17 protein-coding genes, 2 rRNA genes and 2 pseudogenes are annotated in these 22,478 nt (G+C 37.8%); 7 read left to right on the top strand and 14 right to left on the bottom strand.

Translation table 11 applies throughout. The annotated features are described in order from the left end of the window. Positions 1 to 83 precede the first annotated feature (83 nt). The gene (locus MSKOL_RS07055; RefSeq protein ID WP_048154721.1) at positions 84 to 584 is read left to right on the top strand and encodes a type 1 glutamine amidotransferase domain-containing protein; all 501 of its coding nucleotides are present in this window, start codon (positions 84 to 86) and stop codon (positions 582 to 584) included. 370 nt (positions 585 to 954) lie between these two features. On the opposite strand, the gene MSKOL_RS07050 is transcribed toward MSKOL_RS07055, so the two are convergent. Continuing rightward, positions 955 to 1,230, bottom strand: coding sequence for a hypothetical protein (locus tag MSKOL_RS07050; RefSeq protein WP_048119798.1), 276 nt, complete (start codon positions 1,228 to 1,230; stop codon positions 955 to 957). A 359-nt stretch (positions 1,231 to 1,589) separates the two neighbouring features. On the opposite strand from MSKOL_RS07050, the gene MSKOL_RS07045 reads away from it, so the two are divergent. Together MSKOL_RS07045 and MSKOL_RS07040 are read left to right on the top strand one after the other, a co-directional pair. Further along, the gene (locus MSKOL_RS07045; RefSeq protein ID WP_048154719.1) at positions 1,590 to 2,000 is read left to right on the top strand and encodes a hypothetical protein; all 411 of its coding nucleotides are present in this window, start codon (positions 1,590 to 1,592) and stop codon (positions 1,998 to 2,000) included. A 519-nt stretch (positions 2,001 to 2,519) separates the two neighbouring features. Continuing rightward, positions 2,520 to 4,181 (top strand): IS1634 family transposase, encoded by a 1,662-nt coding sequence (locus MSKOL_RS07040; RefSeq protein WP_048154716.1) that lies wholly within the window; start codon positions 2,520 to 2,522, stop codon positions 4,179 to 4,181. A gap of 171 nt (positions 4,182 to 4,352) precedes the next feature. Here the strand turns inward: MSKOL_RS07040 and MSKOL_RS19210 are convergent. From MSKOL_RS19210 to MSKOL_RS07025, 3 genes and pseudogenes are all read right to left on the bottom strand, one after another. After that, positions 4,353 to 4,539, bottom strand: a pseudogene (locus MSKOL_RS19210) (IS4 family transposase); the annotation flags it as partial. A 280-nt stretch (positions 4,540 to 4,819) separates the two neighbouring features. Further along, positions 4,820 to 5,008: a CooT family nickel-binding protein gene (locus tag MSKOL_RS07030; protein ID WP_048119793.1), complete on the bottom strand. Its 189-nt coding sequence runs from the start codon at positions 5,006 to 5,008 to the stop codon at positions 4,820 to 4,822. A 204-nt stretch (positions 5,009 to 5,212) separates the two neighbouring features. Beyond that, entirely contained in the window at positions 5,213 to 6,094 is an 882-nt protein-coding gene (locus tag MSKOL_RS07025) for a DUF89 domain-containing protein (RefSeq protein WP_048154710.1), read from the bottom strand. Between the two features lie 446 nt (positions 6,095 to 6,540). Between MSKOL_RS07025 and MSKOL_RS20690 the strand changes: the two genes are divergently transcribed. After that, positions 6,541 to 6,678 (top strand): hypothetical protein, encoded by a 138-nt coding sequence (locus MSKOL_RS20690; RefSeq protein ID WP_197078896.1) that lies wholly within the window; start codon positions 6,541 to 6,543, stop codon positions 6,676 to 6,678. Between the two features lie 157 nt (positions 6,679 to 6,835). Here MSKOL_RS20690 and MSKOL_RS07015 read toward each other — a convergent pair whose 3' ends face one another. The 3 genes from MSKOL_RS07015 to MSKOL_RS07000 form a co-directional block, all read right to left on the bottom strand. Then, positions 6,836 to 7,231, bottom strand: coding sequence for a DUF3147 family protein (locus tag MSKOL_RS07015; RefSeq protein WP_048119786.1), 396 nt, complete (start codon positions 7,229 to 7,231; stop codon positions 6,836 to 6,838). A 117-nt stretch (positions 7,232 to 7,348) separates the two neighbouring features. After that, a complete protein-coding gene (locus MSKOL_RS07010; protein ID WP_052725373.1) occupies positions 7,349 to 8,377 on the bottom strand; it encodes a pentapeptide repeat-containing protein in 1,029 nt (342 codons plus the stop codon). Between the two features lie 752 nt (positions 8,378 to 9,129). Continuing rightward, positions 9,130 to 9,312, bottom strand: coding sequence for a hypothetical protein (locus MSKOL_RS07000; RefSeq protein WP_048119783.1), 183 nt, complete (start codon positions 9,310 to 9,312; stop codon positions 9,130 to 9,132). A gap of 320 nt (positions 9,313 to 9,632) precedes the next feature. On the opposite strand from MSKOL_RS07000, the gene MSKOL_RS06995 reads away from it, so the two are divergent. Continuing rightward, the gene (locus tag MSKOL_RS06995) at positions 9,633 to 9,905 is read left to right on the top strand and encodes a hypothetical protein (protein WP_048119780.1); all 273 of its coding nucleotides are present in this window, start codon (positions 9,633 to 9,635) and stop codon (positions 9,903 to 9,905) included. Positions 9,906 to 10,358: 453 nt separating this feature from the next. Here MSKOL_RS06995 and MSKOL_RS06990 read toward each other — a convergent pair whose 3' ends face one another. From MSKOL_RS06990 to MSKOL_RS06975, 4 genes and pseudogenes are all read right to left on the bottom strand, one after another. Continuing rightward, positions 10,359 to 10,787: a phosphate-starvation-inducible PsiE family protein gene (locus tag MSKOL_RS06990; RefSeq protein WP_231592520.1), complete on the bottom strand. Its 429-nt coding sequence runs from the start codon at positions 10,785 to 10,787 to the stop codon at positions 10,359 to 10,361. A gap of 38 nt (positions 10,788 to 10,825) precedes the next feature. Further along, positions 10,826 to 11,128, bottom strand: a pseudogene (locus tag MSKOL_RS06985) (IS1634 family transposase); the annotation flags it as partial. Positions 11,129 to 12,342: 1,214 nt separating this feature from the next. Continuing rightward, entirely contained in the window at positions 12,343 to 13,221 is an 879-nt protein-coding gene (ilvE, locus tag MSKOL_RS06980) for a branched-chain-amino-acid transaminase (protein WP_048119777.1), read from the bottom strand. Between the two features lie 264 nt (positions 13,222 to 13,485). Beyond that, the gene (locus tag MSKOL_RS06975) at positions 13,486 to 14,277 is read right to left on the bottom strand and encodes a class I SAM-dependent methyltransferase (RefSeq protein WP_048154704.1); all 792 of its coding nucleotides are present in this window, start codon (positions 14,275 to 14,277) and stop codon (positions 13,486 to 13,488) included. 911 nt (positions 14,278 to 15,188) lie between these two features. Between MSKOL_RS06975 and MSKOL_RS06970 the strand changes: the two genes are divergently transcribed. Beyond that, positions 15,189 to 15,668 carry an ATP-binding cassette domain-containing protein gene (locus tag MSKOL_RS06970; RefSeq protein ID WP_048154702.1) on the top strand — a complete coding sequence of 160 codons (480 nt, stop codon included), beginning with the start codon at positions 15,189 to 15,191 and terminating at the stop codon, positions 15,666 to 15,668. Positions 15,669 to 15,787: 119 nt separating this feature from the next. Then, positions 15,788 to 16,390, top strand: a complete 603-nt coding sequence (locus MSKOL_RS06965) for an adenosylcobinamide amidohydrolase (protein ID WP_048154701.1) — start codon at positions 15,788 to 15,790, stop codon at positions 16,388 to 16,390. A 77-nt stretch (positions 16,391 to 16,467) separates the two neighbouring features. Here the strand turns inward: MSKOL_RS06965 and MSKOL_RS06960 are convergent, their stop codons facing one another. From MSKOL_RS06960 to MSKOL_RS06950, 3 genes are all read right to left on the bottom strand, one after another. Next, positions 16,468 to 19,011 carry a hypothetical protein gene (locus tag MSKOL_RS06960; protein WP_156150989.1) on the bottom strand — a complete coding sequence of 848 codons (2,544 nt, stop codon included), beginning with the start codon at positions 19,009 to 19,011 and terminating at the stop codon, positions 16,468 to 16,470. A gap of 340 nt (positions 19,012 to 19,351) precedes the next feature. Further along, positions 19,352 to 19,473, bottom strand: a 5S ribosomal RNA gene (rrf, locus tag MSKOL_RS06955). 71 nt (positions 19,474 to 19,544) lie between these two features. Continuing rightward, positions 19,545 to 22,452, bottom strand: a 23S ribosomal RNA gene (locus tag MSKOL_RS06950). Positions 22,453 to 22,478 lie beyond the last annotated feature (26 nt).

Genomic DNA, 22,478 nt, shown 5'->3' with positions numbered 1-22,478 from the left:
GAAAATTAAGCCTGGAAAATTAAGCCTGGAAAATTTAAAAGCAAGGCTAAAGCCGTAAAACTAAAACCCAGGGGGAGTTTCACATGAAGGCACTCATATTCGGAGCCGATGGTTTTGAAGATCTTGAACTTTTCTACCCTTACCACCGCTTGAAAGAAGAGAGGATTACAACACATGTAGCTTCAATGAAGAAGAAACCAATAAAAGGAAAGCATGGGTATGAGGTCAATGTAGACATTGCTTTTAAAGACATAAACCCTGCAGATTATGGTGTTCTTGTAATATCCGGAGGAAAAGGCCCCGAAAAAATGAGGCTTGACGAGAATGCACTTGAGATTACAAGACACTTTTTCAAAGAAAACAAGCCGGTTGCTGCAATTTGCCATGGCCCACAGGTTCTCGTCTCTGCAGGCGTCATAAAAGGCAGGAAAGCAACCTGCTGGCCAGGGATAAGAGATGATATCATAGCCGCAGGCGCACTTTATGAAGATAAAGAAGTTGTAATTGACGGGAATTTTGTATCCTCAAGAAGCCCTGATGATCTTCATGCTTTTGGAAGAGAAATGATTAAGCTACTGAAGTAAACAGGAAACAGTTTTTGTTTCTTGCTTCTCCTTTAATCATTTATTTCTTTTATCTGTAGCTTTTTTAGCTCTGTTTTAGTTTTTCCTTCACGAATTTCTGCTTCTTCAGACCCGTTACTAATTGTCACTAATCAGTAGATGTTTTTCGTAATGAATGAAAATTTGAGTCAGTGTCTCTAATTTGCTGTAAATTTGAAGTCAATTTTTTGCGTACAATAGAAAAAATTGATCTTCTGATATAGACTTTTCGACCCGGCAACTTCTTGAGATTTGTGATTTTACAGAATAAACGGCACACTGCCTTTGATCACAATTATCAAACTATTTCTACAAATTACGGTTTCATATTCAATCAGGTTTATAGTGTCTATTACCAACCTTTTTTAAACTTCTTTGGAAGCTTCTGCTCCTTACTATTAGCTTTTCTTTCACGCGTTGACCTCTTATCTTTTTTTGTTTCAGATGCTTCAAGTTTCGGAGTATTTGAGCCTTTACTTTTTTCGGTTTTAGATGCTTCAAAAGAAGACGGCTTATTATCTTCATCATCTTTTTTTATAAGATTTTTCATGTTATCTAACATTTTCTTAAAAGGATTTTTTCTTTTTTCGGGATTATTGTGTGGACTATCAGGGTTATTATCAACCATAAATTATCAACCATAAAACTGCACATTTTATTATCTTATTACTGCACATTTTATTATCTTATTACTGCATATTTTAGTATCTTATTACTACATATTTTATTATCTTATTACTGCACATTTTATTATCTTATTACTGTTTATTTCTGTTAAGTAAGAAATCGTGACAAACTGCGTCCATTTCCACAATTCTTGCTAAATATTTTATTAAGTTATGGGCTGGAAAAGAGTGTCGATTTCATGTAAACAGACCAAAATTGAAAGCTGGTTTCTAATGCAAAATCGATACTTTCTGGCAAGAAAATTCATTAGCCGATGACCAATGTAATTTATTTATATACTTTAACTACATATGTAGTAGCGTGAAACAGTACAAAACTATTCGACTCTCAAAAAGTGTATTTTCAGACCTGAAAGCTTTGCAAAAAGACGGTGAATCAATTCCAGAGACAGTCAGAAGACTGCATAATGATTATTCGGATTGTATTGAAGAAATTCAGTACAGATATTCGAGAGATATAATGAATGACGGGTCATTTACTCAATATATTTCTATCACTGCGAGTGCAAACAGTAGGTACGGTTCACAATATACTGAATATTTCATGAAGATAGGAGAAGAAATGAATGATATTGTTAGGCTCCCAAAAGATGTTCTTGATGAAATCAGATGGATGCCTCAACACCCAGATGAGATATTCAATACTACTATGTTTACTTTGATATCTATTGAAAAAGCTTTAATGGAATGGAATGAAAAAGGCAAAAAATAAACTGACATACTTATCTTTGAGCTTATCCCAAAACTAAAATTACTTTTCTCAATTCTATGTTATAAATAACCAATCGAGTCTCTTATCGTAAAGAGTGTTCTGAATTTCTTTTCAATTTCGGAATAAAATTGGTTTTGGTAGACTGTTTCAAAACTCAAACTATTTCTACAATTGATATTAGGTATAATTAACTTTAAACTCTAATAGGTATTTTCTCTGAAATTCAGGTACAATACACTTTCTGCAGATGTCTGATAAATTTCACTGTTTTTCTCGATATCGTTTTCTCCAAAACCTCTTTTTATTATTTCGAATTGTATCTTTCCGTTTACTCATTCATTCAAACTTTACTTTCAAAGAAGTGCGATTTTTGCCTGGATTTCTCCTCAAAACCACTATCAAATGCCTTTTCATTTCTCTTTGATTTGTTGATCCTAACTACTAAATTCACTTTAAAAAGTCTATTGATAATGATTTACTTGGGAAAGTATATATAAAGGTTGATCCTAATTAAAGAGTATGGTATTTTTGAGAAAGAAACTTATCAAAGGCAAACCTTACTGGTACATTGTAGAAGCTGCCAGGGTTAACGGAAAGGTAAAGACTGTTTTTCAGATTTATCTGGGTAGTGCAGAAAAAATACTTGAAATGAAAAAACAATGTGAATCGATGCCTTATGATAAACTTAAGTCTTTTGAGTACGGCAAGCTTGCCGCACTCCTTCATGTAAATGAAGAACTTGGATTCATTGACATAGTAAACAAGCATACTGACAAAAAATTAATAGATGGATTGAGTGTTGGAGAATACCTTTTACTCGATATAATTGGGAAAAGTCACAGCATTTTAAGTGAAAACGGGATCGAAGACTGGTTCAAAAAATCCCCAATATCTTTCATGTGGAAGTTTCCTCACAAACTAAATTGCCAGAATTTCCTGAACCAAATGAGTTACATTGATTCAGATACGATGAAAAAGATTGAAGACGACCTTTGTCGGATTCTTGTTGAGAAGGGGTTAACTCCATCAATAATGTTTGTTGATGAATCAAACTGGTTTACCCATGCAACCAATTATGACGAAAAAAGTGAACTGCTTCATAAAGGATATAACAAAAAGCATCGTAAAGACAAAAATCAAATTTGTGTATCACTGGCTGTAAATGAAAACAATATACCCTTTATTCACGAAACTTATCCTGGAAATGTTCCTGATTCGGAAGAATTTTCGGGCATTGTAGACAAAATCATAAATCGACTGACTGAATTAAATATCTGTTCTGAAGATCTTGTTCTTGTTTTCGATAAAGGTAACAACTCTAAGGATAACATTGAAAAGGTAATCTCAAAAATGAGTTTTGTAGGAGCCGCAAAAGCAAATCAGGCTGAGGAACTCCTTGATGTTCCACTTTCAAGGTATGAATACCTGTATAAGAATACAAAAGGTAACGAGATTTTTGGGTGCCGGACAAAACATCAGTTCTACGGAACAGAATTCATAACCGTAATTACCTATAATGAAGGGACTTACAAACTTCAAAAAAGCACTTATGAAACAAACAAATCAAAAATAATTGATCAACTCCAAGACCTGCAGAGAAGATTAGAAAGCAGTAAAGGAAAAGAGAGAAACAGAAGCAGTGTAGAAAATGAAGTTTCAGATATTATTCTGAAAAAATTCAGGACTGTCATTAAATACGAAATAATTGAAGCTCCTGAAGGTAGGAAAAAACCTCAGTTGAAGTTCTGGGTTGATGAGGAAAACGAAAAAAGGTGTGAAAAAACGTTTGGTAAGAATATTCTGTTTACGGATAAGCAGGAGTGGCATACTAAAAAGATAGTGAAAACATATAACAGTAAAAACCTTGTTGAAGACGATTTTAAGCTGTTGAACGACCATTTACTTGTCCCTGTAGGACCAGTTTATCACCACAAGGATGAAAATATAAGGGTTCATGTATTTTTGGCTATGATTGGCCTGCTTTTCTACAGATATTTGGCCTGGGAAGCAAAGAGATATGGGTTTTCTATGAAACAACTGATTGAAAAACTGTCTGAAATTAAGATTGCAGTAGTTCAGGAAAAAGAATCCAAAAAAAGCAAAATTATTGTGGAAGAAATGGACACTAAACAAGCATCGTTATTTTCTTTTCTGAATATGGAGAAATATCTGCCATCGTAATGGAATCGTTGTTGGTAGGATTATTCTTTTGTTAGGCATACACAGATAAAGCCGCAGGATAACGTAAAATCACTCATCTTTGAAAGCAAAGTTTAAACCTTATTCATTGGTCATCGGTAAAAATTCATTTCCGTCTCCTGTTATTCTTTTTGAACCCTGTTCTTTCATTTTTTATTCAAACCATTCATCTCTAAATCTTTCCCTGTTTACATGCGGATCTAATGCTTGACTTTCATACACTCATTATCGTTTCAACAATTCTTTGAATTCCACATATATGCAGAATTACTGTCAATAAATCTGATGCATTCTCTGCAAATATTGCACTCCAACGTAACTGCGTATATCTAGCCATTTTAGAACATCCTGGAAGTTTTCGAGTTTTTTACTAAGTTTTCTTCCAGGATCTTTTGCAAACTCCTCTATGCCGTGAATAACACACTGATGAAGAAACTCAACAAGTTCGGGCCAAAATCGGGAAAAGTAAACCGGCATTGACACAAATTCGGTGGAAAAATTAAAAGGGGGTTGAAATGTAGAATACAGATAGGAAAAAGGAGATAAACAGGGGAATAAGGAGATAATAAAGGGAAAAAAACGTCAGATCTAAAAAAGAGGTAAAACGAAAAATAAAAAGTTTAATTTGCAAGGATAAGGGCTTCTCCTCGTGAGAAGTTAACTTCTCTAATTGAGCCTTCAACAGTCATTTGATCTCCTAAAATTCCAGTAAGCTGGATTGAGTTGCCTTCAACAAAGATCCTTGCTACGGAATCCATAATTCTCTCACGCTCATCTCCACGAAGCAAGAACACATTAAGTTCACACATTTTTTTCTTTCTCCTTATAATTTCATTTTATATTTTTCAATTTTGTTTGTATAAATTCAGTATAATAATATATTCTATGCCGTGGTATTAGCACTTTACTACATGCGCTACTGCATGCATTAAATTGTTTTTAGGCCATCCATAGCTATAGCTATTAGTGAGCCTGATAGATAAGAAGTTTCCGAAAACTTCTCAGAGGAAAACTCAGGGATAGTTCATCAGTTTTGCAATGGATAAGTCCTTTTCAAGTCCCAGGTCTTCGGCAACACACTCACATTTAGTAAGAAGCATGTACGCAATTGGCCCAAAATTGTGCTCGGATAAAGTTTCGTAATTGGCCATGCCCTTGCTGATAATAAGAGTCGCATCTTTCATTGCCTGAAGAAGTTCGGGTGGAGCTTCCTCAATCAGGACACCTACGGCATTTGAACCGGTTGTCAGGACTCTATCGACTTTATTATCAATTTCGAACTCTTTGATCTCTTCTAAAGTCACGTCAGTTAGAATGGGTCCACCCCGGACTACGAGTGTGATCTTTCCACCGAGTTTCTTGATGATCTCAAAAACAAGCGTATCAAAGAGAATTTCTCCGCAATTGTCGGCAATGTAAACAACGTCCTGCATGAGCCCGAGCATTTTGGGAGTGTCATCCACATCAAGCCCGTGCTCGAAGTATTTCCGAAAAGCAGCCTCAAATTTGTCTTCACTGGCATCAAAACCCATAATTCCGAAATCAAAGTAATTCGCAACCACGGATGCCAGCACTGCTCGCCTGAAAAGTTCCCCGTTTTCTGGAGAATTTTCGTAAATCTTTTCTTTTGCTACAGGCAGGACTTTCAGCGCAGCCTGGTCGATAAGTTTCTTTGTTACCGAATAAGGGTCATTGTCTCCCAGAACCTCGTAGCATTTTCTGTGAACTTTGGTGGCTACGGAAGCAGATACCACATCGGGACTGTAGTTTTTGGTCACAACTTCAAGGCATTCCTTGATGGTCTTGCTTATGAGGTCTTCATCATCCGTAGAAAGTTTAGACTGAAAATGTACTCTTGAAAGCAGGCAATAGGTACAGCGTGGGTTCATCTTCATAGAAACATTTCCTGTTTTTTGATTCGAAAATAGGTTTTGCCAGATTGCTATAGATATTTGCGGCAAATATGATAAGAATTTATTCATCTGATAGAGTAGATATTTAAAAATGTAACTGAAACTGAAGCATAGAAAAATCTAGAAAAATCTAGAAAAATCTAGAAAAATCTAGAAAAATCTAGAAAAATCTAGAAAAATGACTGAAGAGAAAATATATTAAGGATGTTCTTTCTCATTTTTATGATATTGTAGGGGTCTGAGCGGATTTTCCTACCTGGGCTATCTATTGTTCCTGCTTTCAAGGCTGCTGCTTTTCAGAGAGCTCGGAGCTATTTTATAGACTAATTTTCAGAATCATTGTTTCAAAAGCAGTTTGAACCTAAATTACATACTTTCCATATTAAGACTATTGAGGTGACACGAAAATGAACTGTGGAGATTTGAAAATGGGTCAGGTCCTTCGTTGCGAAGCATGTGGTTTTGAACTTCAGGTAGTAAAAGAGTGCGGGGATGTATCCTGCTCTACCGATGCATGCTGTACCGGCAATGTAACATGCTGTGGAGAACCAATGAAATTAAAATAATAAGTCCGGTAAATAAAATAACAAAAACAGGAGTGAAGATTCCAAAATATTTTGAAGTAGTACAAATCCCGGGAAAGTTAAGGAAAGTCCGCAAAAGGATGGTAAAGATGAGCCCGGAAGAATTTCTTTGTTCAGGGCTTTTCTGGAATCTTAAAGTTCAATAGCGTATTTTTTGCTGTCTTTTTTCCTTCATTTTTCCCAGGAAACCCTGGATCAGCCTGGTCGATAAATATGAGCTGAAAAACCAAACCAGCAGAGCAATGATAATTGAAAGGCTCCAACTGTTAAGGTGCTCCATGCAGAAGGCAGCAGTGAGCACGCATATAGTGCAGCCTATCATCCCTGCGCTAGCTCCAAGGGCAATGTCAGAAGCTTGCTCAGAACTTCCGAAATGTCCTGCCATTATCACGGCCGCTACCATAACAGCTGGAAAAGCTGCAAAAACTCCAGCAAAAGATTTTGAAGGGATTATCTGCAGCATGATATAACAGGCAGCAACAGCAGTTCCCCCGAAGACGAACCTGAGAGCAAGGTCTTTGAAATCTAATTTCATAATATACCTCCTTATTGCAACTTTTCTAAAAAGACTACTAACTATTTTAACTTTAACTCTGCTCATTTAGGGAATAAGTTCAAGTTTGACTTCTTTTCTATTTCATCAATCATCCGGTTATTCATCAGGTTTTTCAAAAAGGGCAGGATACTTCTTTTTTAATGGTATGTGGAACTCTTCGTCTAATTTTGTATCATAAAGTGTTTTCACTTTTGAAAGCTGGTCAAGTGATAAATGCTGAGCTCCTTTAAGGTCAGCCCTTTCAAAATTAGCCATCTTAAGGTTAGCTCCTTGAAGGTTAGCCCCTTCAAGTTTAGCCATTTTAAGGTTAGCTCTTTCAAGGGAAGCTCCTTTAAGGTCAGCCCTTTCAAGGTTAGCCTCTTTAAGGTGAGCCCCTTCAAGGTTAGCTCCTCCAAGTTTAGCCTCTTTAAAGTTAGCCCCTATAAGGTAAGCCCATGTAAGGTTAGTCCCTTGAAGATTAGCCCCTTCAAGGTTAGCCTCTATAAGGTAAGCCCCTTCAAGGTTAGCCTCTACAAGGTAAGCCCTTTCAAGTTTAGCTCCTCTAAGTTTAGCTCCTTCAAGATTAGCCCCTTCAAGGTTAGCCTCCATAAGGTAGGCCCTTTCAAGTTTAGCCTTTTCAAGTTTAGCTCCTCCAAGTTTAGCCCCTTCAAGGTTAGCCCCTTCGAGGTTAGCCTCTATAAGGTAAGCCCTTTCAAGTTTAACTCCTCCAAGTTTAGCTCCCTCAAGGTTAGCCCCTTCAAGTTTAGCCTCTTGAAGATCAGCTCCATAAAGGTTAGCTCCCTGAAGATTAGCCCCTTCAAGGTTAGCTCCATAAAAATCAGCCCCTTGAAGGTTAGCTCCTTGAAGGTTTGCCTCTTTAAAGTTAGCCAGATGAAGGTTAGCCAATTGAAGGGTAGCCTTTTCAATGTTAGCCTCTTGAAGGTTAGCCCCTTCGAGGTTAGCCTCTGTAAGATCAGCGTAAAAAAGATCAGCTCCTCGAAGGTTAGCTTCTTGAAGGTTAGCTCCTCGAAGGTTAGCCTCTTGAAGATTAGCCCCTTCAAGGTTAGCTCCTTGAAGGTTAGCCTCTATAAGGTCAGCTCCTTGAAGGTTAGCTCCTCGAAGGTCTTTTCGCTCTGGAATATCCATATACAATTATCGGCTTTGAACTAAAATAAGCATTACTATGCCATGAAAATATCTTCTGCTCTTCAGGATTTAGTTTAAAAAACTGTGTCTATTTATAATATGGGTCTATAAGAACTGCAAGAATGACAGCTACGTTTTATCCTATGACGTTGCTATCCTGCACGGTTCTTTCAGTGTGGTATTTTTTTCAGTAATTTATGGCATCTATATTTTGCAGAATATGAGGTACATTGCCCTCACTCAGAAGGAAAGAAGACTATCAAAGAAAATCAGCAGCTCTAACACAAGAGTAAAAATAGAAAAAAAGCCTTTATATATTATGGATAACAAAAAACTTGCGAATATGTGCCCATTTCCACCAACGTTAAAAGAACTCTTGAAGAAACAAAGGGAACTAAAAATGCGAGAAAAGGAAAAATATTTCAAACCTTGAATTAACAAAAAATACATCCAAATTTCTCAAAGACTGCAATCTCTACTGAGAAAAGACTAGGACTTACGCACTTGAGGTATAAAATCAAGCACATTCGGAGTTGTGCTTGGTTATTTATTAGACATTTGGAGGTTTAATGCTATCGATTTTTCATTTCAACCGCGTAAGTCCTACATATACAATTATCGGCTTTGAACTAAAATAAGCATTATCATGCACCATGAAAGTATTTTCTGCTCTTCAGGATTTAGTTTTTAAAAAAAGGACAAAATGCTTAATTCAATGTGGGTTGCACAAAAAGTAATAAAAAATAAAGTTATTAAGATATCGTCTCGAGCTTTGCCCGTTTGAAAATAGCAGTTACCCTTCCTTCTTCATCAATATCATCCTTGATCAAAACCAGTTCCCAGCCTTCATTTCCGATTCTTTCAAGTTCGCTCATTTGTTGTGGCGTGTTAAAACCATCAATCCTGCGAGAATCATACTCCCATAAATGTATCATTTAATATCCCTCCTATTAAAGATAAAGACAAATTTCGTAATTTATATATTGCAATGAAACTATAAATAATCCAAACAGAAGGAAAAAAAGAGACTTTTTAATATATTCTGGGACCATCAAAATTTGATAGTGATTCTGCTGACAGTTGACAGCCATCATTCAAAAAACCAGAAAATAATAAAAAGTCTCTTAAAAAGTGTCATGTGGTAATACTCGCATCCTTATTATACTGAAAAGCAATTGTTATAATATGGTAATATTACCTTTTGAAATAATTTGTTTTTTAAGTTGGAATTGTATATCAAAAGGGGGAACACTGTGTGGAAATTTTTGAAGGACTCGTTTATGTAAAATATGGACGGATTGGAAGCAAAGGTGAAGGTCCAGATTATTATCTTCAGACCTGGGACAGGGAATTTCTACTGAATTATGGGGATAGAGGTCCATGGGAACTAGACTATTACCTTGAGTTTTTCTGCCGTAAATTCGTTGAAGTTACTGGTGAACCTGATAAAGAAACAAATACAATGAAAGTGACAATGATCAAGGAAATCTGTGTGGAGCATATCCCTAAAAAGATGGAGTACAGTTGATCCGACTTTCTAGAGATCTCTCCTCTAAAATAATATTTTTCATAATTTTTTCCATCAAATTTGGTTACTTAAGTTGTACAGTATTTCATGCGTCGTCAGTTAAGGGAGGAATCATGACAAATCGCGTCAATTTTCCACAACGTTTGTCAAATATTTTATAATTTATGAGCTGGAACAGGGTATCGATTTCACTTAAATAGGCCAAAATATAAAGCCGGCTTCTAATGCAAAATCGATAGCTTTCAGGCAAGAAAATTCCTTAACCGATGACCAATGTACAGAATTTAATAATTTTTAATGAAAATAAAGTTGCGGTAGTGAATATCGCTGCAAGCAACTGGGTATTTTTGCGCCATTGTTCTCTTTATGATAGAAATTATTAAAAATCAAATAAGTAATAAAATTTTTACAGAGCCTATACATTATTTACTACTATAAATGATAGTGAATAAATTATTGTTTGGATGGATATTTGACAGCTAGCGCTTTTATTATCCCTAGTATTAACAACAATGTAGATAGGCCTAAAATAAATTGATAATCAAATCTTTGGCCATATACCCCTGCTGCGATTTCACGCATGACTATTAAAATCGTAGCATCGGTTACATATGTAATTCTGATTTCTTCATGTTCGCGAAAATCAGCAAAAGTCTTGAAAAGATCAATGAGAATAAAAATTGTGAGGACACCAGATACTATCTGATCTAAACCGCCTCCAAGAGTCCCGATTAGAATTGATTTGACATTCAGGAGGAGATTTATTACTCCCACAAGTAGCGCCAGTAGCAGTATATAAAGGATGATAATAGTGACTAAATCAATTGTAATTTTAAATATTTTTTTCTGGTTTATCATAAATATTTTATAATGGATGTTCATTTTTACCCCCCTCTATCCGTCTTTCCGCAGATCTCCACTCAAAAGTAGTATTTTTCACAATATTTCCCCATCAACCTTATTATCTTGCCCTTAACTTCATCCATGTTGACAATTTTGGTTATCACCCTTGAATCAACTTCCACTTTTACTTCTGTAATTTTCCTCATCAGCACAAAAGCCCACTTCAAAGTGGGCTTTTGAGTTTGCTTTTTAACCTGATTAGGTATTGTTTCCCCTGTTTCTTTTAGCCTTTTTCTTAGCTTCCATTCCACCATCGAGTAAACCATCAGAGTTAAAACCATTACCATTGATAAAGTTTCAATTCTTTGAGGTTTTTTCAAATCAAATTGCGGGCGGCCACCCCACCCTAAAGGATGGGGTATGCTTCGGGCCGCCCGCCCGGTTACTTGGAGACAGATGATTAAGTATCCTTTAACAAGGTTTCCTTAACATAAGTGATTGAAATTTTGACCCTCGGTTTCCTATCAGATTTGATGTATCTATAAAAGGAAGCTATGGTTTAGATATTCAAAGAGAAATACGAAGAGGCGAGGGTTCACTTCATCCCCAATCTAAAGAATGGGGTATTCGTGACCCTCTGCGCTCCCGTTGTAATAAATTTATATTTTGATTTTTATACAGTTATTATTTGTTGTACGATTTGTTGTACAATGAAATACTATTTCCATTTAGTCTTATTTGTTAACTTTAAGATATCTACTATAGTGCCGGTGTGTATTGGTTAGAGTGTTTAGTTTGACCTTCTATTTTGTGAAATTGTAATAAGTTATGACCTAAATATAATTGTAATAAGTTATGACCTAAATATAATACATTTAAACTTTACTTTCAAAGAAATGCGTTTTTGCCAAAAATTTTCCTTAAAATCAGCATCAAGCGACTTCTCATTTTCGCTTGAATTGTTGATCCTAACTAGTAAATTCACTTTAAAAAATATATTCATTTCGTTTTTATTCGCAAAATGTATATAAACGTAGAACCTAATTTTAGTTCACAATTAAAGTTACAACGCAACAATGTAAAAAACCCACAACTGACCAATACATTAATTTGTTTAGAAGGCCACTCGTATACGATATTTTGAATACGGATTTTTTTGTGGCCATGCAAAATATGTATTTGATCATTTGTTATTCTAGAAAAAATAAAGCTACAGGTACGAAAACTAAAATCTTTCAAAAATTTTGTTAAAGAAATACCTTTCATCCTAACAAAATCGTTATCGGAAGGAATATTCTTTTATTAGGCATACACAAACAAAGTCTCTAGATACCGTAAAATCACACACCTTTGAAAGGCAAGTTAAATTTATGTCCCTTGTTGTTATGTGTGGATATCCTCATAATATTCTCATAAAAACCAATGCAGTCTTGAGTTGAAAATCATCTTATCCATACGGGATAGTGAAGAGCCTTTATTCTACACAGGAGTCAAAATTATCGAGATGAAGTGTTTATAAACAAAAAAAATTTAGAAATAAAACAAAAGATGGAATACGAAACAAAGATCCGCTTTCATCTTCTATTTTAAGCTTTTAAGAGTAGATCGGAGTCCCACTGTTTGCAGTTACTTCTTTGAGACCTCTGGCCAGCTTTTTGGCAATCGGACCTGGCTTTCCATCTCCAATCAGTCTTCCATCTACCTTGATAAGCGGAGCCATTTCAGCCAGGGTGCCGGTGACAAATATTTCATCTGCCGTGTAAAGGTCAAATAAGCCCAGGTTTGCTTCGATAGTTTCGTATCCCATCTGGTCAAGAACTTCAATGACTGTAGCTCTGGTTATTCCTTTTAGATTACTGATTGTCAGAGGAGTATAGACCTTACCATTCTTGACAACAAAGATGTTGTCTGCCGAACCTTCGCACACAAAGCCATTCTGGTCCAGGAAAATGGCTTCGTCTCCTCCTTTTTCATTGGCTTCAATCTTTGCCAGTATGTTGTTCAAGTAGTTCAGAGATTTGATATTCGGGGATAGAACGTCAGGTGCATTTCGCCGGACACAGACGCTAACTCCTATAATTCCTGCTTCGTAGCGGTTGCCATACATAGCTCCCCAGCCCTGAGCTATGACAATTATATTTGGTTTTTCACACTTGCGAGGGTCAAGCCCAAGGTCTCCAATTCCCCTTGAGACTACAAGACGGACATAAGCATCTTTGAGGTTGTTTTTCCTCAGGGTTTCAAGAATTACCTCAGTCATCTCATCCTTTGTAAGATAAATATCCATTGCAATTGCCTTTGCTGAGTCATAAAGCCTGTCAACATGTTCCTTTAACTTAAAGACACGTCCGTTATACGCCTTTATACTTTCAAACACTCCGTCGCCATAGAGAAAACCGTGGTCATAGACCGAAACCCTGGCTTCGGACCTGGGGACACAGTCTCCATTAATATAAATCAGTAATTCGCTCATGTATAAACCACCATGTTTGAAGCTTTAATCAAATCTGAACTTAATATATTTTTATACTCTTTTGTCTTACAAATTTATTTCTCCTGATAAGCCTCATTTCTCAAGATAAGCCTCATTTCTCCTGATAAGCCTCATTTCTCAAGATAAGCCTCATTTCTCAAGATAAGCCTCATTTCTCAAGATAAGCCTCATTTCTCAAGATAAGCCTCATTTCTCAAGATAAGTCTCACTTCTCAAGATAAGCCTCACTTCTCAAGATAAGCCTCACTTCTCAAGATAAGCCTTAATTTCCAGCCTTTTCATCTGGACATGGACGTATCCTTTGCTATCAGGCGGATAACTCTTTACAAAAAGAGTTACAAGTTCACTTATAAAATCCTCTTTCAATTCTTGAGGTACCTGCTGTATATAGGGGTGCCAGGTTGAAGCAATCCAGGCAAAAAGTGCACTTTCTCCTTGAAGAGCCATATCTTTTGAGATCAATTCCAAACGCCTAATTGAAAAACCTGCTTCTTTGAGCCATTTACCGTATTCTTCAGGTCCGTAAAAACCGTATGGAAATACAAAATCCCTGAAATAAGAACTCCATTTTTCGTTTTCAAGCATATAGTCAAGAATTTTGAGGATTTCTGCAGCGTTTCCTCTCCCTCCAAGCTGGGCCAGAAATACTCCGCCGGGTTTGAGGCTTTTCCAAAAACCCTTCAGAGCAGCTTCAGGAGCCGTGATCCAGTGAAGAACAGCATTGGAGAAAACAATATCAAACTCAGAATCAAAAGTAAGTTCACTTGCATTTGCTTGCATAAAAGCAAGGTTTGGAAACTTCTCTTGAGGATAATGATTCCTGGCAAAAGTAATCATCTCTTCAGAAATATCGATTCCTAGAACAGAGCCTTCAGGTAAGCTTTTTGCTACATCAGCACTAAGTTTTCCATCCCCGCAGCCAACATCCAGAAACCTTTCATTTCCTTTCAAATTCAGCTTTGCAAGAAGTTCAAAACCCCAGTTTTTCTGAGCTGAGGAATTCGAAGAGTAAAGTTTTGGATCCCAGGAATACATAAAAACTATTTGTATTTTCTCTAGATATTTAACAGTTCTGGCTTCATTAGATCAGGAGGTTTTGTGTTAAACGTTAGAAAGTTCATGTGAAAACTTACAGGACTTGTATATTAGGGCTAGGACTTTATACATTAGGACTTATACGTTTGAACTAAAAAACGGTAATATAAGCCATTAATCATCTAAAGTGTAAACTTAGATCTTAGTTTTGCTTTACTTACTATATATAAATGCATAATTACGATTAGTAATAAGCAGAAAACTAATTTTTGTTACATATCCAAAAATACTTCTATTATTTTTTCACAATACTAAAATTTTTCAAAAATATTGAACATTTACTCACAATTAAACGTTTTATTCAACTGTGAGATTTATGAGAAATAGAATACCATAGACCATACAGAACACTTATAACAAAAAAGACACCTGCAATGATTAGAAATCCACTAAAACCGAAAACAGTATAGAATGTTCCAAAAATAACATAAAATATTCCAGAAAGAATAATAAGAGCTAACCAGTATGAGTAATACCTGTGATCCATTATTAGTTATATATATACACAGTGTTAAATAGTTTATTATGTTGAGGAGGGGAGAAAGAACGTATCAAAAAAGAACGTATCAAGAGCCGTTTAGAGCAAAACACCATCGCTTCGAGACTTCTTTTTCAATTTAATAAAGCCTTTTAAAACACTTATTTTAATCTCTGCTACTTTTTCCTGAGTCAGACCTGAAACACATTGTTCTACTGCCTGAACCCACCCTTATTAATTGAAGGGAGAAATTCCGGAGCTTACAAGGCTTAAACTTTCGAATAATTGATCAGAGAACATATTCTAAGTGACTTAAATCCTGGAATTTTTAAACACCAACAGCCGCGTCTATGAGAAAAGCTAAAAGACAGAAATGGGTATAGCTTACCTTCCACAGATAGAGAATATCTTTACTAATTTAACAGTTGAGGAAAACCTTAAAATCGCTGATTATATTCTTGAAAATGGAGAATACAGGGATCAGCTGGATTTAGCCCTTGAAGTATTTCCTGAACTTACAACGAAGCTAAAACAGAAAGGAGGTACATTGAACGGCGGTGAAAGACAGTTTCTTGCAATAGCTTCAGCCCTTATAAAGAAGGCAGAACTTCTCATACTCGATGAACCTACAGCCATGCTTTCACCGAGATTTGCAAACGATACATTTCAGAAAATTCTGGAGCTAAAAGAAACGTTCGGACTTACGGTGCTTATAGTTGAACAGAATGTCAAAAAAGCACTGGAGATAAGCGATAATGCGTACATGTTTATGAATGGAAGGATCGTTTTCGAAGGAAAATCCGAAGAATTACTCGGCCATGAAAAGTTTGAGAATTTCTGCATGGGAATTTAACTGATCGGTTTTGATTGCTCCCTAAACTACTATCCTCATTTTGAAAGCATTATCTCATAAGTTCGACCAACTATTATACTTATATAATACTTCTATAACAAAAAACGGAGCTCATGTGTATGGAATACTATCTGAAGGACAGCAACCTTATAATCAAAGGAGATTTCGAAGCCGTGAGCACGGGCTTAAACGGTGGCCGTGCACGGGTAAAGTATCTTTTCAACAAACAGGTTCCAAGAACCTTTAATCCACCAGACCCAAGAGAATTCGTAAAAGAAGAAGCCCTGAAATTGAGTTTTGAAGGGGCTTACTTCGGACTTCTTACAGCTGTAAAAATGGAGTACCTTCAGGTAATAGAAAATGACTATCTGACTGCTTTCATAACTGCTGGCGTGAGCAACGGCTCAGAATTCAGGGCAAAAGTAGGAACCATAAATATAATTCTGATCTCAAAAGTAAGGCTATCCGAGACAGCTCTTCTCGGAGCGATAATCACAGCCACAGAAGCAAAAGGGCTTGCTTTGCTTGAGAAAGGCTACACTTTCCTGGGTACCAATACGGATGCAGTGATTGTTGCTTATGAAATTACCTCAAAACCTGGCCTGGAAAATGAGGAAAGACAGGAAATTCCTTACGCAGGTTCAAGCACGGATTTGGGAAAAAAGATTACTGAAGCCGTTATAAAAGGAGTAAAAGTAGGGCTTGAGCTACGGGGAGAATAAAAAATAAAAAATGTTTTTGTTGACCATAAACCGAGAAGATGTAAGATAGGCAAACTATCTTACATAGACAAACTATCTTACTTTGTCAGCTCTCGCTTGAAAAGACAGAACACCAAAAACAGAGTGAAAATCAAGTTTATTGAGGCAAGTTCTGGCATAGCTTTAGCTTTATCCATGCTATCCGTAACTGCTGTTTTGTTTTGAGTTTCTCCTTTTGCTGTAGTCTTATTCTTTTCTGACATAGAGAGATTTTCTTCATCATATATATCTCCGGCTTCAGAGATTGAGTTAGAAGAATTATTGGATGTTATATTCGCAAGTGAATTATTATACTTTAAGAGTAACGAGCCAGAACTGGAACTGGTTCTCTTTTTATTACCAATGTTCTCGTTCTCATCTGAATTTATACGAATTTTTCCTGAAATCGAATATTTAAGCCGAGGGAGAAAATCTTCAATTATCTTTTCTTCGTCTTCACTTGCCCAATGTAATGCAATGTTTACATTAGATAAATATTGATTCTTATTAAGAAATACATTTGTTGTCCCGTAAAGGAACTTTCCTTCAGAAGAGATATACTTAAAGGCAGTTACAGAACAATTTCCGTAATTTAGCATATAAAAATCATATAAATCACTACAATTATAATTTCCACACTCATCAGTGCTTCCAAACCCTCGAATATAGCTTTCTTCAATTATAATGTTCGTGTTAGAAATGTCTATGTTTTTATCCTGTATGTTAGAAAAAACGCTTCCTGACAGTGAATATCTAAGTAAAGGAAAGAAACTCTCAATTATCGTTTCTTCATCTTCACTTGCCCAGTCTAGTGAGATGTTAGCGTTATATGTACTTATATCCCTCTCAAGAGAGACGTTTGTTGTTCCATAAAGGAACTTTTCCTCAAAAGGAACATACTTAAAAGCAGTTAGAGAATAATTTCCGTGCTCTAACCAATTGTCATCATCAAACCTATAATTCCCGTACTCATTACATTTTCCAAAATTCCCGTACTCATTATATTTTCCGAATTTTAGACTGTCATTTTTTTTGGCTACAATACATGTATTAGAGAAATTTATAGTTTCATTTTGAATATTAGAAGAAATGTTTCCATACAGATAGCGGAATTCATAATTTAGAAGAAAATCTTTAATGAGATTTTCTTCATCTTCACTTGCCCAGTCTAATGTGATGTTAACATTAGATAAGTTTTGAACATTTTTTAAAGATACGTTTGTTGTTCCAAACAAATACTTTCCCTCAGAAGGAACATACTTAAAGGCAATTAGAGAATAGTCCCCGTAATTTAATCCATAATCTAAATCACCATAATTATAATTTCCAAAGATATCACCTTTTGTAAGTCCTTTTAACGTACCATTGGCTTGGATTATGATATTTGCATTGGAAACATCCAGGGTTCCACTTTGAATATTAGAAGAAATGCTTCCCGAGAAAGAATATATAAGATTTAAAAGAAAATTTTCAATTATTTTTTCTTCATCTTCACTTGCCCAGTCTAATGTGATATTAACATCAGATACTTCTTCATTATTGTGAAGGGATACACTTTTCGTTCCAAACAAGTACTTTCCCTCAGAAGAAATATATTTAAAAGCAGTTAAAGAATAGTCACCACATTCTAACCAATCAGCAATAGAGTACTCATCGAGCTTATAGTTTCCATAGTCATCCGATTTTCTAACCGCACAGCCGTTATTTTTCGGGACTGCAATATTTGCATTAGAGACGTTAACAGATTCATTTTGAAAATCAGAAAAAAGTTTTCCTGAAATTGAATATTCATACAAATAAAAGAAACTTTCAATTATTCTTTCCTCATCTTTACTTGCCCAGTCTAGAGAAATATTAACATCCGATTCCTTTTCATTATAATTAAAGGTCACATTCGTTGTACCAAACAAGAATTTTTCCTCAGAAGGGATATACTTAAAAGCAGTTATGGAATAATTTCCATATCTTAAGTCAGAACCCTCATATAATTCGTCTGGATTATATAACTCCCCGTAATAATAATTTCCAAAGATATCACTCTTTGTATGTCCCCTTATAGCATTTCTCTGGATTACTATTTGTGTATTAGAAACATTTACAATTTGATTCTGAACATTAGAAAAAACGCTTCCTGACAGAGAATATCTAAGCAAAGGAAAGAAACTTTCAATTATCTTTTCTTCATCTTCACTTGCCCAATCTAATGTAATATCAACATTAGGTACTTGTTGATTTTTATTAAGGGATATATTTGCTGTTCCAAACAAATACTTTCCTTCAGAAGAAACATACTTAAAAGCAGTTAAAGAATAACTACCATGTTCTAGCCAAATGTCAGAGCTTATGTTCCCAAACTTATAATTTCCATACTCATCACTTTTTCCAAGTCCTTTTATACCATTACCTTGGATTACGATGTATGTATTAGAGAGATTCATAATTTCACTTTGAATACCGGAAAGGAGATTTCCTGATATTGAGTAAGGTTCCTGAAGATCGGATGAGATGGTAGTAACAGAGTCTTCAGCAATACCCATTGAATATACTGGACTGGGAATTAAAAGAAGTAAACTTACGAATGTAAAGTACCTTGAACACTTCAATATAACCACCGAGAAAACATAAACAGATTGTAGAATTTACAGTAGTTAGTTAAAATATAGTTCATTGTACTTATACTATATTAAATAAAATAATAAGTTTTCAAATTGAAAAAGTTGTTAATTAATACTTCTTTCTTAGACTGAGAGGCTATGAGAACTTTCCAAAAAATGAAGTTAACTATGAAAAACAAGCATGCATAAGAACAAAAGGATAAAAATATCGTAGAATTAACATATAAAGAAAGGTGCAGAAAACTGAAAGTAAAAAAACAATACTAAAATGACATATTAAAAACTAATTTTAAAAACAGATCATGAAAAGTAAAGTATTATAAGGTGAGTATGGCAGCGATCCAGAGTTCCCGAAGGCTCGCACACTTCAGTACAGTAAGGAACGCGGGCAGGCTTATCTACTGTGTTCGGGATGGGTACAGGAGTTACACTGCCGCTATGGCCGCCAGACTCAACCTATAAGTGGGATTGTGAAATGAAGTCATGTATAGTGCTGCATACTGAATTTCGCCTGGACCGGATTAGGAAAGGAACGGATGGTTAGTTAACGCGGACTGAACACCTCGTTGCCTTGGTGCTTACATCCCGTTTCTATCAAACCGGTCTTTTACCGGAATCCTTAATGAGGTCTCTTTTTAGGTTAGATTTCGAGCTTAGATGCATTCAGCTCTTATTCCGAAGCGCGTAGCTGCCCGGCGATGCCTTGTCAGACAAACGGTACACCAGTGGCGCCGCTGCTTGGTTCCTCTCGTACTAAAAGCAGCTTACCCGCAGACCTCGAACACCTCTAGTAGATAGTAACCGACCTGTCTCACGACGGTCTAAACCCAGCTCACGATCTCCTTTAATAGGCGAACAACCTCACCCTTGGCCGCTGCTGCACGGCCAGGATGGAAAGAACCGACATCGAGGTAGCAAGCTGCCGGGTCGATATGTACTCTTGCCGGCAACGACTCAATTATCCCCGGGGTAACTTTTCTGTCATTTTTGGCCCCCACCAAGGAGGCTCAAAAGTTCGCTAGAGCCGACTTTCGTCTCGTCATCCACTGCTATGCTGAATAACGTCAGGCTGACTTATGCTCTTGCACTCTTCAGTGAGTTTCCGACCCACTTGAGTCAACCATTGCGCGCCCTTGATATCTTTTCAAGGGCGTCCCGCCCCAGGCAAACTGCCCACCTATCGGGGTCCTCTTCGCAGAGTTAGGGTCGTAGTCCCAGAAGGGTAGTGTCCCAATTGCGGCTCCACGGATGCTGGCGCACCCGCTTCGATGCCTCCTACCTACACTGTACATCCAGAACCACAACCCAACGACAGGCTGCAGTAAAGCTCCACGGGGTCTTCACTTCCCCCTAGAGGTCTCTAGACTGTGCACTAGAATGTAAGCTTCACCGGATTCCAGTTAGGGACAGTAGGGCTCTCATTGATCCATTCATGCAAGTCGCCAATTAAGCGACAAGGTACTACGCTACCTTAAGAGGGTCATAGTTACCCCCGCTGTTTACAGGCCCTTCTTCCCGTTGAAACGGGGTTTCAGGTACCTGCACTGAGCAGGATTCAGAGATTGTACTAGCCCTTACGGGTTTGCAATCTCCTATGTTGGTATTAGACAGTTAGAGCCCCCTGGTCACTGCGACCTGCTGTCTTCACAGCAGGCACTCCTTATCCCGAAGTTACGGAGCTAATTTGCCGAATTCCCTTAACTGAAGTACTCCGACACGCCTTAGCCTTTTCAGCTAGGGGCACCAGTGTCAGATCTTGGTACGGACATTTAGCGGCCTTTTCACGGGTCCCTGGGTGCAGCCGACTTTAGCCATTACAGATTCGCCCGCTTCTCGCCATTACGGCTCTCCACGGGGTTCGCTGCTTAGACGGCGCGACGACGCCGCTCGGCCTGCCCTGAGACGTCAGACGGATTGCTAAATGGTACAGGAATATTAACCTGTTTCCCTTTCGGCGTACTCGAATTACGGTACGTCTTAGGACCGACTAACCCTCGGCTGACGATCATTGCCGAGGAAACCTGGCCCCTTCGGCGGCAGGGATTCTCACCCTGCTTTGCTGCTACTATTACCAGGATTTTCGTTTGCGAACGGTCCACAGGACTTTACAACCCTGCTTCAGCCCGAACGCAACGCCTTCCTACGAGATTACCTTGCGGTACTCCGTGGTATCGGTGGTCGACTTGAGCCCCGTCAATTTTCGGGGCCCCAAACCTCGACTGGTGAGCTGTTACGCACTCTTTGAAGGGTAGCTGCTTCTAAGCTAACCTTCCAGCTGTCTTGGGCTTGGGACGCCCTTTAGTATTAACACTTAGTCGACACTTGGGGACCTTAACCACGGGCTGGGTTGTCTCCCTTACGGACTACAAGCTTACCCCAGCAGTCCGGACTCCGACTTTCTACAATGACGGTGGGTTTGGAGTTTGACAGGCGGGCGAGGGGTTTCCCCCCCGGAACCGCTAATCAGTGCTCTACTCCACCGACGATCTCCAGTCAGGTCATGCTGCGACATGTTTTGGAAGGAACCAGCGGATGCCGGGTTAGATTAGCATTTCACTACGAGACGCAGGTCACACGAATGATTTGCAGATCAATACCGCTTGCGGTCCTCCACGTAGCTTTCGCCACGCTTCAACCTGCCCACGCCTAGATCACCCGGCTTCGGGTCTTACCCCAGTGACTCCACGCACTTGTATACGTCGTGCCTCGCCCGAAGGGCTGCGCACATGTTGCTTTCGCTTCGGCTGCCCAAATATAAGGTTAGCCATTGCCACTGAGATAAACTCCCTGGCCCGTTCTTCAAAACGTAAGATACGACACTGGCAGTGATATTCGTACAACATTCTCGCGAATGTTTCCTTCATATCAGAGTTCCTTTCATGCCGTATCGTTCTATCACTATCAGGTTTCAGGCACTTTGCACCTCCCTTCTCGGGGTACTTTTCAGCGTTCGGTCACCCTACTATTTCGCTATCGGTCTCAAGTAGTATTTAGTTTTGGAGGTTGGTGCCCCCCAGATTCCCGCACGATATCCAACGCACGGTACTCAGGGACATGTTCCGGTCTTTTGGTTTACACATACGTGACTGTCACACTCTACGGTCTGCCGTTTCAGGCAAGTTCTGTTTAGCCGCCGGACGTTTGAACAGCCCTACAACACCACATTTCCCTGTGAAGGGATTCGGTTTGAACTGTGCCGTTTTCACTCGCCGTTACTCACGGTATCTCGGTTGATTTCTTTTCCTGCTCCTACTAAGATGTTTCAATTCGGAGCGTTCCCGATCATTACTGATCACTATGGAGAGGTCCCATTCGGAAATCCCGGGTTCATTGGCTCCTTGCACCTACCCCGGGCTTATCGCAGCTTGGCACGTCCTTCATCAGCTCTTGAGCCGAGCCATCCACCTGATAGCATAATTCCTGTGTATCCTAACCAGGTCCAGAAAGCGTCCAGT

The sequence above is a fragment of the Methanosarcina sp. Kolksee genome (assembly GCF_000969945.1).
Lineage (GTDB): Archaea > Halobacteriota > Methanosarcinia > Methanosarcinales > Methanosarcinaceae > Methanosarcina > Methanosarcina vacuolata.
This window is presented reverse-complemented; position numbering and strand designations above follow the sequence as displayed.

Coding starts and splice junctions, on each gene's coding strand:
- MSKOL_RS07055 (WP_048154721.1), top strand. CDS start 84: ATGAAGGCACTCATATTCGGAGCCGATGGTTTTGAAGATCTTGAACTT.
- MSKOL_RS07050 (WP_048119798.1), bottom strand. CDS start 1,230: ATGGTTGATAATAACCCTGATAGTCCACACAATAATCCCGAAAAAAGA.
- MSKOL_RS07040 (WP_048154716.1), top strand. CDS start 2,520: ATGGTATTTTTGAGAAAGAAACTTATCAAAGGCAAACCTTACTGGTAC.
- MSKOL_RS07030 (WP_048119793.1), bottom strand. CDS start 5,008: ATGTGTGAACTTAATGTGTTCTTGCTTCGTGGAGATGAGCGTGAGAGA.
- MSKOL_RS07025 (WP_048154710.1), bottom strand. CDS start 6,094: ATGAAGATGAACCCACGCTGTACCTATTGCCTGCTTTCAAGAGTACAT.
- MSKOL_RS20690 (WP_197078896.1), top strand. CDS start 6,541: ATGGGTCAGGTCCTTCGTTGCGAAGCATGTGGTTTTGAACTTCAGGTA.
- MSKOL_RS07015 (WP_048119786.1), bottom strand. CDS start 7,231: ATGAAATTAGATTTCAAAGACCTTGCTCTCAGGTTCGTCTTCGGGGGA.
- MSKOL_RS07010 (WP_052725373.1), bottom strand. CDS start 8,377: ATGGATATTCCAGAGCGAAAAGACCTTCGAGGAGCTAACCTTCAAGGA.
- MSKOL_RS07000 (WP_048119783.1), bottom strand. CDS start 9,312: ATGATACATTTATGGGAGTATGATTCTCGCAGGATTGATGGTTTTAAC.
- MSKOL_RS06990 (WP_231592520.1), bottom strand. CDS start 10,787: ATGAACATCCATTATAAAATATTTATGATAAACCAGAAAAAAATATTT.
- ilvE (WP_048119777.1), bottom strand. CDS start 13,221: ATGAGCGAATTACTGATTTATATTAATGGAGACTGTGTCCCCAGGTCC.
- MSKOL_RS06975 (WP_048154704.1), bottom strand. CDS start 14,277: ATGTATTCCTGGGATCCAAAACTTTACTCTTCGAATTCCTCAGCTCAG.
- MSKOL_RS06970 (WP_048154702.1), top strand. CDS start 15,189: ATGGGTATAGCTTACCTTCCACAGATAGAGAATATCTTTACTAATTTA.
- MSKOL_RS06965 (WP_048154701.1), top strand. CDS start 15,788: ATGGAATACTATCTGAAGGACAGCAACCTTATAATCAAAGGAGATTTC.